Origin of the sequence: Janibacter sp. YB324, assembly GCF_014217915.1 — a bacterium.
In the GTDB taxonomy this organism is placed as follows: Bacteria; Actinomycetota; Actinomycetes; order Actinomycetales; family Dermatophilaceae; genus Janibacter; species Janibacter indicus.
The window spans coordinates 1,953,263-1,967,635 of sequence record NZ_CP060120.1; the positions used below are offsets into that span (position 1 = coordinate 1,953,263).

The window sequence follows — 14,373 nt, forward strand, 5'->3', positions numbered from 1 at the left end:
GAGCAGTTCCATGGCATTCAGCGACCAGGAGATCCTCGACGGCCTCGCCGAGATCGTCTCGGAGGAGACCGGTGTCGACGCGTCCGAGGTGACCGCCGACAAGACCTTCACCGACGACCTCGACGTCGACTCGCTGTCGATGATGACGATCGCCGTCACCGCCGAGGAGAAGTTCGGGGCCAAGATCCCCGACGAGGAGGTCAAGAACCTCAAGACCGTCGGCGACGCCGTCAACTTCATCAAGGCCAACCAGGCGGCCTGACCACGGTGACGTTCCCCCCTTCGTCATGAGCGAAGGGGGGAGCCGCCCGGTCCTCGTCCACCGACCCACAGGAGCCCCGCATGTCCTCTCCCCGACCCACCGTCGTCGTCACCGGCCTCGGCGCCACGACCCCGCTCGGCGGGACCGCCGAGGAGACCTGGCAGTCCGTCCTCGCCGGTCGTTCCGGCGCGAGCACGCTCGATGCCTCCTGGGTCGAGGAGTACGAGCTCCCGGTGACCTTCGCCGCCCAGCTCGCCGTCCCGGTGACCGAGGTGCTCAAGAAGGTCGAGACCAAGCGCCTCGACCCCTTCGCCCAGTACGCGCTCGTCGCCGCACGTGAGGCCTGGGCCGATGCCGGCTCGCCCGAGGTCGAGCCGGAGCGCCTCGCCAGTGCCGTCGGCACCGGCATCGGTGGCGTGCAGACCCTGCTCACCGCGTGGGAGGCGCTGCGCACCAAGGGTCCTCGCCGGGTCTACCCGCTGTCGATCCCCATGCTCATGCCCAACTCCGCGTCGGGCACGGTCTCGCTCGAGTTCGGTGCCCGGGCCGGCGCCCACACCCTCGTCTCGGCCTGCTCCTCAGGCGCCGAGTCGATCGGCTACGGCGCCCACCTCATCCGCGAGGGACTGGCCGACGTCGTCATCGCCGGCGGCTCCGAGGCCTCGATCCACCCGCTGCCCATCGCCGGCTTCGCCGCGATGCAGGCCCTCTCGACGCGCAACGACTCCCCCCGGACCGCCTCGCGGCCCTATGACACCGACCGCGACGGCTTCCTCCTCGGTGAGGGCGGGGCGATCCTCGTCCTCGAGTCGGAGGAGCACGCCCGGGCACGCGGCGCCAACATCATCTGCACCCTCGCCGGCTTCGGCGTGAGCGCCGACTCGCACCACATCGCCGCGCCCGAGCCCGAGGGCGCCGGGGCCTCCCGCGCCATGGCCGACGCGGTGCTCGACGCCGGCGCGACGCCTTCCGACGTGTGCCACATCAATGCCCACGCGACGTCGACCCCCGTCGGCGACGTCGCCGAGGTCGCGGCGATCCGCCGGGCCTTCGGCAAGGACGCCGACCACATGGCCATCAGCGGGACGAAGTCGATGACCGGTCACCTGCTCGGCGCTGCCGGCGCCCTCGAGGCCGTCTTCGCCGCCCAGGCCGTGCGCGACCGGCTCGCTCCCCCGACGATCAACATCGACAACCTCGACCCGGCGGTCGACCTCGACATCGTGCGCGACACACCGCGCCCGCTGGGTGACGGCGACCTGCTCGTCCTCGACAACAGCTTCGGCTTCGGCGGGCACAACGTCGCCCTGGCCTTCGGGACGCACTCGTGACGCGCCAGCCCAATGCGGCCTCCGCATCGGTGTCGACGCGGACCAAGGTCCCGCGCGAGCAGGACCCGCGCAACCCCAACCACCGCATCGCTGACTTCCTCGACGACGGGTCGGTCGAGCTGATCACGGCCGACGACGACTCGGGCATGCTCGCCGCCACGGGCACCGTCGGCGGTCAGCCCATCGTCGTCTTCGCCTCCGACGCGACGATCATGGGCGGCGCGATGGGCGTCGCCGGGTGCAGGGTCGTCGTGGCAGCCTACGAGCGGGCCCTCGCCGACGAGGTCCCGGTCGTCGGCCTGTGGCACTCCGGTGGCGCCCGCCTGCCCGAGGGTGTCGTCTCGCTGCACGCCGTCGGCGAGGTCTTCGCGATCATGACCCGCGCCTCGGGCAAGATCCCCCAGATCTCGGTCGTCATCGGTGCCGCCGCCGGCGGTGCCGCCTACGGCCCGGCCCTGACCGACATCGTCATCCTCGCCCCGGAGGGGCGCATCTTCGTCACCGGTCCCGACGTCGTCCGCTCGGTCACGGGTGAGGACGTCGACGCCCTTCGCCTCGGTGGACCCGAGCCGCACGGTCGCCGCTCCGGCGTGGTCCACGTGCTCGCCGAGTCGATCGACGACGCCTACGGTCGGGCCGGCACGCTGTGCCGGCTGCTGAGCAGCCAGGGCGACTTCGACCTCGACGCGGTGACCGACGTCGACCTCGCCGAGCAGCTGCCCGAGTCGGCCAAGCGCGCCTATGACGTGCACCCGCTCGTCGAGCAGCTCCTCGACAGCGGCGAGGTGCAGGAGCTCCACGGCCGCTGGGCACCCAACATCGTCACCACCCTCGGCCGCATGGGGGGACGCACCGTCGGCGTCATCGCCAACAACCCCATGCGCCTGGGCGGCTGCCTCGACTCCTCCTCCGCGGAGAAGGCGGCGCGCTTCGTGCGCATGTGCGATGCCTTTGGTGTCCCGCTCGTCGTGCTCGTCGACGTGCCCGGGTACCTGCCCGGCGTCGGCCAGGAGTGGGACGGCGTCGTGCGCCGCGGGGCCAAGCTGCTGCACGCCTTCGCCGAGGCCGTCGTGCCGCGGGTGACGGTCGTGACGCGCAAGACCTACGGCGGCGCCTACATCGCGATGAACTCGCGCTCGCTCGGCGCGACAAAGGTCTTCGCCTGGCCCGACGCCCACGTCGCGGTCATGGGGTCGGTCGCGGCGATCCGGATCCTCCACCGCCGCCGGCTCGCGGAGGTCGACGAGGCCGAGGTCGCCGAGGTCGAGCAGCAGCTCGCCGACGAGCACGACCGCCTGTCGGGTGGGCTGCCGCGCGCGGTCGAGATCGGTGTCGTCGACGAGATCGTCGAGCCGAGGCTGACGCGCTCGACCGTGGCGTCCGCCCTGGCGCAGGCTCCCGCTCGACGGGGTGAGCATGGGAACATTCCCCTGTGAGCTTCGAACCGCCGCAGTCGCTGTCGACCGCCCAGTGCTGGGACCTGCTCGCCGCCCACGAGTTCGGGCGGCTCGCCTTCCCCCTCGTCGGCGACGTGCAGATCACCCCCCTCAACTACGCCGTCGACGGTGATCGACTGCTCTTCCGCACCGCCGAGGGCAACAAGCTGCTCGGCGTGGTCATGCATGCGCGTGTCGCGCTCGAGATCGACGAGCTGACGCAGGAGAGCGCATGGTCGGTCGTCGTGCGGGGGTCCGCGCGGGTGCTCGAGGGCGCCGAGGCCGATCGTGCCGAGCAGGTGCCGTTGCGGCCCTGGGTCGGCGACGACAAGCACCACGTCGTCGAGATCGCCCCCGACGAGGTGAGCGGTCGCCGCTTCCACCTGCACAAGCCGTGGGAGCACATGCGCGCCACCGACTGACGCATCGGCGCCCGACAGGCGCCGGTTGTGTCTCGCTCCGGTCACACTCGCCGTTCCCGCGTCCCCTGACACTTGCGGGCCAGTAGGTTCTGCGTCATGCCGAGCGACACCACCACCCACGAGCCCCTCGTCGTGCTCACCGACGTCAACAAGCACTTCGGGCAGCTGCACGTGCTCCAGGACATCAACCTGACCGTCGGCCGCGGCGAGGTCGTCGTCGTCATCGGCCCGTCGGGCTCGGGCAAGTCGACGCTGTGCCGCACGATCAACCGGCTCGAGACCTACGAGTCCGGCAGCATCACCATCGACGGCCAGCCGCTGCCCGAGGAGGGCAAGGAGCTGGCCCGGCTGCGCGCCGACGTCGGCATGGTCTTCCAGTCCTTCAACCTCTTCGCCCACAAGACGATCCTCGACAACGTCACCCTCGGGCCGATGAAGGTGCGCAAGAAGTCGAAGGCGGACGCACAGCAGCGGGCCCGCGAGCTGCTCACCCGGGTCGGCGTCGAGGCCCAGGCGGACAAGTACCCGGCCCAGCTCTCCGGTGGCCAGCAGCAGCGCGTGGCGATCGCCCGCTCCCTCGCGATGGACCCCAAGGTCATGCTCTTCGACGAGCCGACCTCGGCCCTCGACCCCGAGATGATCAACGAGGTCCTCGACGTCATGGCGCAGCTGGCGCAGACCGGCATGACGATGATCGTCGTCACCCACGAGATGGGCTTCGCCCGGCGGGCGGCCGACCGCGTCGTCTTCATGTCCGACGGGCAGATCGTCGAGACCGCCACCCCCGAGGAGTTCTTCACCAACCCGCGCAGCGACCGCGCCAAGGACTTCCTCGGCAAGATCCTCAGCCACTGACCAGCACGACAGCTCGACCGCGGCGCACAGGGTGTGGGTCGTGACAACCAGGAGGAGAACACCATGACCATGCGACGTCTCGGCGCAGCCTCAGCCGCACTCGTCCTCACCCTCGGTCTCGCCGCGTGCGGCAGCGACGACGGCGGCGGTGACGGCGGGTCCGGCGGTGACGGCGGCGACAGCATCAAGATCGGCATCAAGTTCGACCAGCCCGGCCTGGGGCTGAAGGAGGGCAACACCTACACCGGCTTCGACGTCGACGTGGCCAACTACGTCGCCAAGGAGATGGGCAAGACCGACGTGCAGTTCGTCCAGGCCCCGAGCAAGCAGCGCGAGGACCTCATCGCCACCGGCCAGGTGGACCTGATCTTCGCGACCTACTCGATCACCGACGAGCGCAAAGAAAAGGTCTCCTTCGCCGGCCCCTACTTCATCGCCGGCCAGGACCTCCTCGTCGCCACCGACGCCAAGATCACCGGGCCCAAGGACCTCGACGGCAAGAAGCTGTGCTCGGTCACCGGCTCCACCTCCGCGGACAACGTCAAGAAGGAGGTCCCGGGCGTCAACCTCCAGGAGTTCGACACCTACTCCAAGTGCGCGGAGGCGGTCTCCAAGGGCCAGCTCGACGCGCTGACGACCGACGACACGATCCTCGCCGGCTACGCGGCCCAGGACCAGTACAAGGGCAAGCTCAAGGTCGTCGGTGCGCCCTTCTCCGAGGAGCGCTACGGCGTCGGCCTGAAGAAGGGCGACACCGAGCTGTGCGAGCAGGTCAACGAGGCGCTGACCAAGATGGTCGACGACGGCGAGTGGGACAAGGCGGTGGAGAAGAACTTCGGGCCCGCCGGCTTCGAGGTCGACTCCGAGACCAACCCGCCGAAGCTCGACACCTGCTCCTGACCGACGAGGACGAAGGGGGCCGGCCCACCTGCGCGTGGCGGGCGTCGGCCCCCTTCGTCCCGCCGCTGACGCCATCGACAAGGAGTAGTGGATGAGCGAGCTCTTCCAGCAGTTCGACGTGTGGGGCGCCTTCTGCCTCACCATCAAGCTGGCGGTGTTCTCCCTCGCGGGAGCACTCGTGCTCGGCACGATCATCGCGATCATGCGGGTCTCGCCGGTCGCGGTCTTCCGCTTCGCCGGGAGCGCCTACGTCAACATCGTGCGCAACACCCCGCTGACCCTGATCCTCACCTTCACGATCATGGTCATGCTCTACGACCTGGGCATCAACCTCGCCGACGAGAACAGCCCGACCTCGATCACCGACAACGGTGTGCGCTGGGCGATCGTCGGCCTGGCCGTCTACCACGCAGCCTTCGTCTGCGAGGCGATCCGCAGCGGGATCAACACCGTGCCGCCCGGACAGGCAGAGGCGGCGCGCTCGATCGGCCTGGGCTTCACCCAGAACCTGCGCCACGTCGTGCTCCCCCAGGCGATCCGCGGTGCCATCGCCCCGCTCGCCTCGGTGACCATCGCCCTGATCAAGAACACGACTGTCGCTGCGGCCATCGGCGTCGCCGAGACCGCCGCCCTCATGAGCGAGGCGATCGAGCTGCGTGCCGACCTCAACTACGTGACCTTCGCCCTCGTGGCCGGGTTCTTCCTGCTCCTCACCCTGCCGATCGGCATCGGGCTGACGAGCCTGTCGCGGCGGATGGCGGTCAAGCGATGAGCACCCAGACCGTCCTCTTCGACAACCCCGGCCCCCGGGCGCGGATGCGCTACCGCATCATCGCCGCGCTCGGTCTGCTCGTCGCCGCGGCGCTCGCATGGGTCGTCGTCGGCAAGCTGAACGAGTACGAGGAGTTCTCCGGCGCGAAGTGGTCGCCGATGGCGACCTGGGAGACCTGGCGCTACTACCTGCTCATCGGCCTGTGGAACACCGTCAAGGCGGCTGCCCTGTCGGTCGTCGGCGCGAGCATCTTCGGCTTCGTCTTCGGCGCGGGCCGGCTCTCCGGCAACCGGGTCGTCCGCTGGGTCAGCGGTGCGGTCGTCGAGTTCTTCCGCGCGATCCCGGTGCTAATCATGATGATCTTCTTCTTCGGGATCTACGCCTACAACGGCGTCTTCTCCGCCGACCTCAACCCGCTCGCCGCGGTCGTCACTGCACTCACCCTCTACAACGGGTCGGTCATGGCCGAGCTGCTGCGCTCGGGCGTGCACTCCCTGCCGAGCGGCCAGAGCGAGGCCGGGCTGTCGGTCGGGCTCGCCCCCGGCCAGGTCCTGCGCTCGATCCAGATCCCGCAGGCGGTCACCGCGATGCTGCCGGCCCTGGTCAGCCAGCTCGTCGTGATCCTCAAGGACACGGCGCTCGGCACGGTCATCACCTACCCGGAGCTGCTGCAGCAGGGGCAGAACCTCTCCTCGCTGCACTCCAACATCTTCGCGGCGCTGGTCGTCGTGGCGATCGTCTTCATCATCGTCAACTGGACGTTGACCTCGCTGGCCGGGCTGCTCGAGCGGCGGCTCAACCGGCGTGGTCGCACCGCGGGTGACGCCATCGCCGCCGCCCCGACGGTGGTCGGTGCCGAGGCAGACAAGCCCTGACGAACCCCTGTCGACCTGGCGTGGGTCCGGTGCCCCGCTCAGGTGCGCGCGTCGCCCCGAACGCCCCCCGGAGCCGGCAGGTCCAGCACTTTCGATCGATTCAGCCGATGGACGAGGAAGGCGGTGCCGAGCCGGGTGCGCCCGAACCCGTGCAAGGGATCGAATCCGATCTCGGCCCGGATGGTGTCGACGCGGGCCTGAAGCGTGCTGTGGTGCACGTTCAGGACGCGTGCGGCCTCGCGCACGGTCTGCGTGGTGACGAGGGCGGCGACGGTCTCGAGGGCCCACGGATGGTGCGCGACCCCGCGCAGCGTGTCGGTCTGGCCGCGCTGGGCGTCGTCGGTCTCGGCCAGGAGCTCGATCAGTCCGCCGTAGGCCTCTGCCTCGACGAGCGGCTCTCCCGGCGGGTCGCACAGACGCAGCGCAACGAGGGCACTGCGGAAGGAACGATCGAGCTCGTGTGCGGGGACGGCCACGCCCACTCCGCACGGCGACGCCATGAAGGACTCGTGGGACTCCCGGACGACGATGGTGTGGATGGGACCGAAGCGGGTGGCGATGACGTCCTCGGGTCCGGGCGGTCGTTCGTCCCAGACGGCGAAGAGGGGCGCAGCGAGGATCCGGTACTGCCCCGATGACACCAGCCCGATGGCTGCGGCTGCCTCCAACCGTTCCTCGGGCGTGCTGCTCCGCTCGGTGAGGACGCCGAGGTGGCGGCGGTTGTCCATCGCGCGCCGCCCGTCGCCCTGCCGAATCTGAACGGCCAGGGCGAGCCGTTCCAAGATGATGGCGTCGTTGGCCCAGGGGTCGTCGTCTCGTTCGAGCCACACGGACATCTCGTCGCCGACGGACGCCGTGAGGTCCTCACGGACCGAAGGTGTCGGCCCCTCGGCGACCTGCCCCTTCGCCGTGATCCGCAGCGATCGCCCGGAGTCGGGATGGGCGAACCCAGCCGTGCACCCGGCCAGGGACGCAGCGGCAGCAAGCAGGGCACGGGTGTTGACGTTGCCCACGACCAGCTCGTCGAAGCACGCGATGACACGAAGCCCCAGGCTCGCGCTGGGGTCGAGCCGAGCGATCCGCCCCAGGAGTTCCTGCATCACCGTCTCCCTTTCGACGTCACCCCCGCACCGGTGACCCTAGTCCCCGAGGATCTTCTCGACCCATGCGTTGCGGGTCCGGATCATCGAGCGACCGACGCTGGTGTGTGGGGCAAAGATGTCACAGGCGTGGAAGGCGCCCGACCACACGTGCAGCTCGGCATCTCCGCCGGCCTGCCAGATCCGGTCCGCGTAGGCGATCGCCTCGTCCCGGAAGATCTCCGCGGCGCCGACGTCGATGAAGGCCGGCGGCAACCCGCCCAGGTGCCGAGCCCGCGCGGGGGCGGCGTACGGCGAGACGGAGTCGCCGCCGCGCCGGTCTCCGAGCAAGGCGTGCCACCCGGTCTCGTTGCTGATCCGGTCCCAGACGCCGACACCGTCGAACTGGTTCGTCGAGGCAGTGACCAGCCGGTCGTCGAGCATCGGGTAGTCCAGGACCTGGCCACACAGCCGGGGTCCACCGCGATCGCGGGCAGCGAGGGCGATGCCCGCGGCGAGGCCACCCCCGGCACTCGCGCCCGCCACCATGATCCGGTCACGGCGAATGCCGAGGTCCTCGACGTGTGCTGCCACCCACTCCACCGCGGCGTACATGTCCTCCAGCGGATACGGGTCGGGAAATTCCGGCGCCAACCGGTAGTCGACGGTGATCAAGGTGGCGCCCAGCTCGGTGACCCAGTCCAGCACCAGGTCCAGCCCGCTGAACTTGTCGCCGAACATCAGCCCGCCCGAATGGGCGTAGACCACGGCGGGGCGGGCTCCGCCGACCCCCATCGGGCGAAGCACCGCGGCCGTGAGGTCAGCGCCCTGGTACCCGGGGATCACCACGTCCTGGACGGAGACGCCGCGCTCCCTGAACGCCTCCGCCATGGGCGGCGAGGCGTACGAGACCCGCATGAAGTCGACGAGCTCAGGGGTGATCGTCGGTGGAAACATCCCCCCGACCACCGCCAGACCGGCTCGCAGCTCGGCATCGAAGGGCGGTCGAGGCATCCCATCCGTCGACATGGCGCTCTCCTCCAATCGGAACGCAGGGTGTGGCGTCCGCCTTCCTCGAAGCCTATTCGGGCGCTCCGCCCGGGTCTCCCGCCATGTGGCGGGGCACGGGTGGTGAATTGCGCCGTCGCGTCGGTTGTAGTGCTCACCACACGGCCGGGAGAGTGGAGGTCCTGACGAAAGGAACACCCATGAACGACAAGCTGACAGCCGCAGTGGACGCCGTCGTCCAGTCCGCGTCACAGGGACCCGCCTCCGGCGAGGAGCGGGTTCCGGGGGTCGTGGCCGGCGTCACCGATCGCCACGAGGACGTGTACCTCGGCGTCTCCGGCATGCGTGACCTGTCCGGCGACACCGCCATGACCACGGACACGGTCTTCAACATCTGGTCCACGACCAAGGCGATCACCGGCACCGCCTGCCTTCAGCTGGTCGAGTCGGGTGACCTCGACCTGCACGCTCCGGCCAAGGAGTACGCCCCTGCCATCGGCGAGCTCCAGGTCATCGACGGATTCGACGGCGACGGCCAGCCCATCCTGCGGGCGCCCACCAGTGATGTCACCACCCATCACCTGCTGACCCACACCGCCGGGTTCGGTTACGACTTCTTCAACGAGAAGTACAAGCGGCTCGCCGAGGAGCACGGCCAGCCCAGCGTCGCCACCGCCAGCCGCGCCGCCCTCCGGACCCCGCTGCTCTTCGACCCCGGTACGCAGTGGGAGTACGGCAGCAACATCGACTTGGCGGGTCAGGTGGTCGAGGGCATCACCGGCAAGAGGCTCGGCGAGGTCTTCGCCGAGAAGATCTTCGCGCCGTTGGGCATGGACTCCTCGACCTTCGCCCCGTCCGAGGAGATGCTCGCCCGCAAGGCGCGACACCACCAGCGTGAGGAGGACGGCACGCTCACCCCGAGCGACTTTGAGACACCCCCGGTCCCGGAGGTCGACTTCGGTGGCCACGGGCTGTTCTCGACGGTGCCCGACTACCTCAAGTTCATCCGCATGTGGCTCAACGAAGGACGCAGTGCGACGGGTGAGCAGGTGCTCTCGCCGGCTTCGGTCGACCTCGGCTTCACCAACCAGCTTCCCGACCACCTGCAGGTGAAGCTGCTACCCGGGGTCATCCCTACGCTGTCCAACGACGCCGAGTTCTTCCCCGGCCTCAAGAAGACCTGGTCCTACACCTTCCAGTACGGCGAGGAGCCGTTCCCGACGGGACGTCCCGCAGGCGCCATCGGCTGGGCCGGCCTGGCGAACCTGTACTACTGGATCGACCGCGACAACGGAATCGGTGGCTACTGGGCCACGCAGATCCTGCCCTTCGCGGACGCCACGTGCTTCACCCGCTTCGTCGAGTTCGAGGCCGCCGCCTACCAGGCCCTCACCACCAGCTGAGGGCACGACCGAAGGGGGCTGCGCCAAGGAGGGTGCGCAGCCCCCTTCGTGCATGGGGCGGTGGTGGGTGCCGGTCAGCCGACCTTGTGCAACCAGCGGACGGGGGCACCGTCGCCGGCGTGCCTGAAGGGCTCGAGCTCGGCATCCCAGGCGTCGCCGAGGAGCTCGCCGAGCATGTCCTCGACGGCCTCGCCGGCACCCTGGGCGAGGGTCATGACCTCACGCAGGCGGTTTTCGTGGAGGACGACGTCGCCGGACGCGCTGATCGTGGCGTGGTGGATGCCGAGCGTGGGCGTGTGGCTCCAGCGGGAGCCGTCGAGGCCCGGCGTCGGCTCTTCGGTGACCTCGTAGCGCACGTTGTCCCAGCCGCGCATGGCGGAGGCGAGCTTGGCGCCGGTGCCGGGCTCTCCGGTCCAGGAGAACTCGGCACGCTTGAGCGACCGGCCGAGCTGCTGCTCGGTCCAGTCGAGGGTGACGGACTGCCCCAGCACGGACTCGAGCGCCCACGTGATGTGGGGGCACAGAGCCGTCGGGGTGCTGTGGATGAACACCACACCTCGAGTGGTGACGCGCTTTCCTGCAGACATCCTGATCCTCCTTGAGTGCGATGGACGTCTTCCCCAACGCCAGGCACTTCCGTGGGACCGAACGGCTGCTGCGCGATGACTCTGCGGCGTGCTGCTCGAGCGATATGTGCACGCGTACGTGCTTGTGCGGCCATTGTGCCCCAACTACCACAGGAGCACCAGCCCTCACCGTGGCCACTTCCTCATCACCCGCCGCTCGTGCAGTCCGGCCTCTGCCGGTCGACGTCATGATTTGCACAGAGCATCGGACCACGCGGCCGCGCGCTGGGCCCCCAGCGACTCGCCGGGTGTGCGCTCCGGCACCATCCCGCTGTCGTGCGGCGTTGATCCGACGGGGTAACCTCACGCCGTCGCCCTCGGGCGAAGGGGCTATAGCTCAGTCGGTCAGAGCAGCGGACTCATAATCCGTCGGTCCTGGGTTCAAGCCCCAGTGGCCCCACCCTGCCGCCAACGAACCGTTCGGCGACAGCCTCTCGCGTGACCCCACTCCCGGGAGGATCCTAGGTGGATCGCGGCGACACCGGAGCCGCCGCCCGATCAGGGGATGTGGGCACCATGAGCAGGACCATGAAGGCGCGGCTTGCGGCCGCGACGTGTGCGGCGGCGATGACGGTCGCGGGAGGTGCCTTGGCGAGCGCGCCCGCCCAGGGATCGACCGGCGCCGCTGCGGCAGGCACCGCCTGCGCGACGGACTGGGGTTCGGGCGCCAAGAGCGCACCGACGATGTCGTGGTCGCAGATCACCAACGCGCGGGCGGGGCGGCACACGTGCTACGACCGCTTCGTCGTCGATCTGCGGGGCACGCTGCGGGGCTACGACGTGCGCTACGCCCCCGTCTACACCGAGGGGCAGGGCAAGCGGGTCTGGCTCAAGGGTGGAGCCGATCTGCGCGTCATCGTGCGCGGCCCGGCCTACGACAGCCGGGGACGAGCCACCTACAACCCCCGCTCGAAGCTCAACGCGGTCGACGTCACCGGCTTCCGAACCTTCCGCCAGATCGCCTTCGCGGGCAGCTTCGAGGGGCAGAGCACCTTCGGTGTCGGCACCCGTGCGCGCCTGCCGATGCGGGTCTTCATCATCAAGACCACGGGCGGGTCGCGCCTCGTCGTCGACGTCGCACACACCTGGTGACGCCGAGGGGTGACCGGGCTCTGGTGGTTGTCGGAGCCCGGCCCTAGTCTTCTCCTCGGTCGGGGGGCTGCCCCGCCACACTCCCTTCGCTCACCCGAGGTCATCCACCCATGCTCAAGCGCGTCGCGGCTGCCGCCGCTCTCTCCCTCGTCCCCGTCGCGGTCACCGCGGTGCCCGCCCAGGCGGCGTACTCGTGCTCGGTCTCCACCCCGAGCAAGGTCTCGATCACCAGCCCCTACAAGGCCATCACGGCGAAGTTCAGCAGCGGCTGCCTGCGCTACGCCGATTGGGCCTCGTGGAGCGTCATCCACCCGACCCAGGGTTCCTTCGAGTACCTCTACTTCGACGGCTCCACCTCGAGCGACACGATGGACTGGTACGACTGGAACCCCATGGGGACCTACACCGTCCGACCGGAGGGCGCGTACGACTACAACTACAACGCCATGACGCAGAACTCCCGGAAGATGACGGTCAAGCTCGGCGCCCGCCAGAGCATCAGCACCAGCCGTTCCGGCCGCTACGTCACGGTCAAGGGCACCTCGACGCGCTACTCGCGCACCTCCTACCCCAGTGGCTTCCGCGCCTGGCCGGGCACCAAGGTCGCCCTCCGGCAGAAGACCTGCTCCTCCTGCTCGTGGAAGTGGGTCAAGTCCGGCACCACCGACCGCTACGGCCGGGTCACGCTCAAGGCCTACGCCTCGACCACCCGCTACTGGCAGCTCGCGACGGTCGACAGCAGCACGACGTGGGGCCGCGCCTCGACGTCCGCGCGCCGCTGACCCGGGCGACCGGACCCTCAGTCCTCGTCGTCGTGGGGGCTGAGGGTCAGGTCGACCATGATCTCGGTGGCCAAGCGCTCGAGGTCACCCTGCAGGGCGTCGAGGTCGGCGCCGGCCGGCACCGTGACGACCGCGATCGCCTCGAAAAGCCGTCCGCCCGCCATGGGCGCGTCGCTCGTGGTGCTCACCAGCTCGGCGACGCTCAGCCCGTGCTGTGCGAGCACACCGGAGACGGCACCGACGATGCCGGGCCGGTCGTTGCCGAGCAGCTCGACGCGCACCTCCTGGCCGCTCTCGACGAGGTCCTCGACGGCCGTCGCGTCGTGCACCGCGACGTCGAGCAGTCCGTGGAGCGGCTCAAGTGCCGCACGCAGGCCGTCCGCCCGCTCACCCGGCACCGTGACGACGACGATGCCGGCGAACTTGCCGGCGAGCTCGCTCAGGTGGCTGCGCTCCCAGTTGCCGCCCTCCTGCTCGATGACGTCGGCCAGTGCCTTGACGAGGCCGGCGCGGTCGTTGCCGATGACGGAGAGGACGAGTGTCGTGGTCACGATGCCAGCCTAGCCACGCTGACCATCCCCCGTCAGGGACGGTCACCGGGCGTCGTTCGTGATGACCAGCCACCACCCGGAGCCACTTCCCACCCGGTCGGCGTCGCGCTCGGTGTGCAGGTAGAGCCGGCGTCCGACGCGCGCGTCGGCGACGGTGAGCATCGTGCGAGCAGAGCCCCCGGACGCACCGGCCGTGAGTCCGCGCCCGGCGGCAGCCTCGTCCGGGGTGACGATGATGGCGACCACCGGGTCGTAGGTGTGGGTCACGGTGATCCGGCCCTGACCATCGACCGATGCTCCCGTGAACCCGGCGCAGCCGCTCCCCTCCCGGCGATCGAGCACGGGCGCGCTGCCGTCCCACCCGACGTGACACGCGAGGACCCCGGTCTCCTCCGGCGCGAGTTCGTGCATGCGAGGCGCGAGCGTGGCGTAGGCGGTCGATGCTCCGGCGAGCACACCAGCTCCGGCCAGGGCCGCGGTGACGAAGGTCGCCCGCCTCACGACGCGGCCTTCACCGAGCCGAACCAGATGTTCGACGAGGAGCCCGCGGCGCGTCGGTAGTCGGTGGTCCGCGAGAGGTTGAGTCGGCGCTCGAGCTTGGCGTCGTAGAGGGTCATCGTCGCGTAGCTCGAGGTCCCGTCGACGCCGACCTGGATGCCGCGCCCGGCCAGCGTCTCGTCGGCCCCCGCGCTCAGCCCCACGACATCGGACGCCGCCGTGTAGCGCACACGCAGCCGGCCCATCGACGTGACATCGACGCTGCGGACGCCCACGCAGGTGTGCGTGGAGTTGGCGTGCAACTCCGGCCCCGCGGTGTAGAGCCGGATGACGCAGCCACCGACACTCACCGACGATTGCGTCGGTGCGAGCTGCGGCGTCGCAACCCTCGCGGAGTTCGCCGCAGCTCCTCCGATGGTTCCCACCAGCAGCGCTGCGGTCACGACCGCAGCCCTCGTCGTCATCCCCATGATGTTCCTCC

The 14,373-nt window shown here is 69.8% G+C and carries 17 protein-coding genes and 1 tRNA gene; 12 read left to right on the forward strand and 6 right to left on the reverse strand.

Going from position 1 to position 14,373, the window contains the following annotated elements:
• Positions 1 to 10 precede the first annotated feature (10 nt).
• The 8 genes from H7A72_RS09435 (at position 11) to H7A72_RS09470 (ending at position 6,853) form a co-directional block, all read left to right on the forward strand.
• Positions 11 to 262, forward strand: a complete 252-nt coding sequence (locus H7A72_RS09435) for an acyl carrier protein (protein WP_068318328.1) — start codon at positions 11 to 13, stop codon at positions 260 to 262.
• Positions 263 to 342: 80 nt separating this feature from the next.
• Positions 343 to 1,593 carry a beta-ketoacyl-ACP synthase II gene (fabF, locus tag H7A72_RS09440; protein ID WP_084451222.1) on the forward strand — a complete coding sequence of 417 codons (1,251 nt, stop codon included), beginning with the start codon at positions 343 to 345 and terminating at the stop codon, positions 1,591 to 1,593.
• A gap of 29 nt (positions 1,594 to 1,622) precedes the next feature.
• Positions 1,623 to 3,029, forward strand: a complete 1,407-nt coding sequence (locus H7A72_RS09445) for a carboxyl transferase domain-containing protein (protein WP_084451336.1) — start codon at positions 1,623 to 1,625, stop codon at positions 3,027 to 3,029.
• Positions 3,026 to 3,451 carry a pyridoxamine 5'-phosphate oxidase family protein gene (locus H7A72_RS09450; protein WP_084451223.1) on the forward strand — a complete coding sequence of 142 codons (426 nt, stop codon included), beginning with the start codon at positions 3,026 to 3,028 and terminating at the stop codon, positions 3,449 to 3,451. Before H7A72_RS09445 ends, H7A72_RS09450 begins: the two co-directional genes overlap by 4 nt.
• 96 nt (positions 3,452 to 3,547) lie before the next feature.
• A complete protein-coding gene (locus H7A72_RS09455; RefSeq protein ID WP_084451224.1) occupies positions 3,548 to 4,306 on the forward strand; it encodes an amino acid ABC transporter ATP-binding protein in 759 nt (252 codons plus the stop codon).
• Positions 4,307 to 4,369: 63 nt separating this feature from the next.
• Entirely contained in the window at positions 4,370 to 5,206 is an 837-nt protein-coding gene (locus H7A72_RS09460; RefSeq protein ID WP_084451337.1) for a glutamate ABC transporter substrate-binding protein, read from the forward strand.
• 91 nt (positions 5,207 to 5,297) lie between these two features.
• Positions 5,298 to 5,978: an amino acid ABC transporter permease gene (locus H7A72_RS09465; protein WP_185220375.1), complete on the forward strand. Its 681-nt coding sequence runs from the start codon at positions 5,298 to 5,300 to the stop codon at positions 5,976 to 5,978.
• On the forward strand, positions 5,975 to 6,853 hold the full coding sequence (locus tag H7A72_RS09470; RefSeq protein WP_084451225.1) for an amino acid ABC transporter permease: 879 nt from the start codon (positions 5,975 to 5,977) through the stop codon (positions 6,851 to 6,853). The genes H7A72_RS09465 and H7A72_RS09470 overlap by 4 nt, the downstream gene beginning before the upstream one ends.
• A 38-nt stretch (positions 6,854 to 6,891) precedes the next feature.
• Here the strand turns inward: H7A72_RS09470 and H7A72_RS09475 are convergent, their stop codons facing one another.
• Together H7A72_RS09475 and H7A72_RS09480 are read right to left on the reverse strand one after the other, a co-directional pair.
• Positions 6,892 to 7,953 carry a helix-turn-helix domain-containing protein gene (locus H7A72_RS09475; RefSeq protein WP_185220376.1) on the reverse strand — a complete coding sequence of 354 codons (1,062 nt, stop codon included), beginning with the start codon at positions 7,951 to 7,953 and terminating at the stop codon, positions 6,892 to 6,894.
• Positions 7,954 to 7,992: 39 nt separating this feature from the next.
• Positions 7,993 to 8,961: an alpha/beta hydrolase gene (locus H7A72_RS09480; RefSeq protein WP_185220377.1), complete on the reverse strand. Its 969-nt coding sequence runs from the start codon at positions 8,959 to 8,961 to the stop codon at positions 7,993 to 7,995.
• Between the two features lie 179 nt (positions 8,962 to 9,140).
• On the opposite strand from H7A72_RS09480, the gene H7A72_RS09485 reads away from it, so the two are divergent.
• The gene (locus H7A72_RS09485; RefSeq protein WP_185220378.1) at positions 9,141 to 10,343 is read left to right on the forward strand and encodes a serine hydrolase; all 1,203 of its coding nucleotides are present in this window, start codon (positions 9,141 to 9,143) and stop codon (positions 10,341 to 10,343) included.
• Between the two features lie 74 nt (positions 10,344 to 10,417).
• Here H7A72_RS09485 and H7A72_RS09490 read toward each other — a convergent pair whose 3' ends face one another.
• Positions 10,418 to 10,930: a DUF3145 domain-containing protein gene (locus H7A72_RS09490; protein ID WP_084451228.1), complete on the reverse strand. Its 513-nt coding sequence runs from the start codon at positions 10,928 to 10,930 to the stop codon at positions 10,418 to 10,420.
• Positions 10,931 to 11,295: 365 nt separating this feature from the next.
• Here H7A72_RS09490 and H7A72_RS09495 point away from each other — a divergent pair.
• The 3 genes from H7A72_RS09495 to H7A72_RS09505 all read left to right on the forward strand — a co-directional run bounded on the left by H7A72_RS09495 (position 11,296) and on the right by H7A72_RS09505 (position 12,843).
• A tRNA-Ile gene (locus H7A72_RS09495) sits at positions 11,296 to 11,369 on the forward strand.
• A gap of 116 nt (positions 11,370 to 11,485) precedes the next feature.
• Entirely contained in the window at positions 11,486 to 12,061 is a 576-nt protein-coding gene (locus H7A72_RS09500; RefSeq protein ID WP_143445527.1) for a hypothetical protein, read from the forward strand.
• Between the two features lie 110 nt (positions 12,062 to 12,171).
• Positions 12,172 to 12,843, forward strand: a complete 672-nt coding sequence (locus H7A72_RS09505; RefSeq protein WP_185220379.1) for a hypothetical protein — start codon at positions 12,172 to 12,174, stop codon at positions 12,841 to 12,843.
• 17 nt (positions 12,844 to 12,860) lie between these two features.
• Here H7A72_RS09505 and H7A72_RS09510 read toward each other — a convergent pair whose 3' ends face one another.
• Genes H7A72_RS09510 through H7A72_RS09520 form a run of 3 tightly spaced genes read right to left on the reverse strand, consistent with a single transcriptional unit; the run spans position 12,861 to position 14,335 of the window.
• Complete coding sequence (locus H7A72_RS09510) at positions 12,861 to 13,394, reverse strand: glycine cleavage system protein R (protein ID WP_185220380.1); 534 nt, start codon at positions 13,392 to 13,394, stop codon at positions 12,861 to 12,863.
• A gap of 42 nt (positions 13,395 to 13,436) precedes the next feature.
• The gene (locus H7A72_RS09515; protein WP_185220381.1) at positions 13,437 to 13,895 is read right to left on the reverse strand and encodes a hypothetical protein; all 459 of its coding nucleotides are present in this window, start codon (positions 13,893 to 13,895) and stop codon (positions 13,437 to 13,439) included.
• The gene (locus H7A72_RS09520) at positions 13,892 to 14,335 is read right to left on the reverse strand and encodes a hypothetical protein (protein WP_185220382.1); all 444 of its coding nucleotides are present in this window, start codon (positions 14,333 to 14,335) and stop codon (positions 13,892 to 13,894) included. Before H7A72_RS09520 ends, H7A72_RS09515 begins: the two co-directional genes overlap by 4 nt.
• Positions 14,336 to 14,373: the final 38 nt, after the last annotated feature.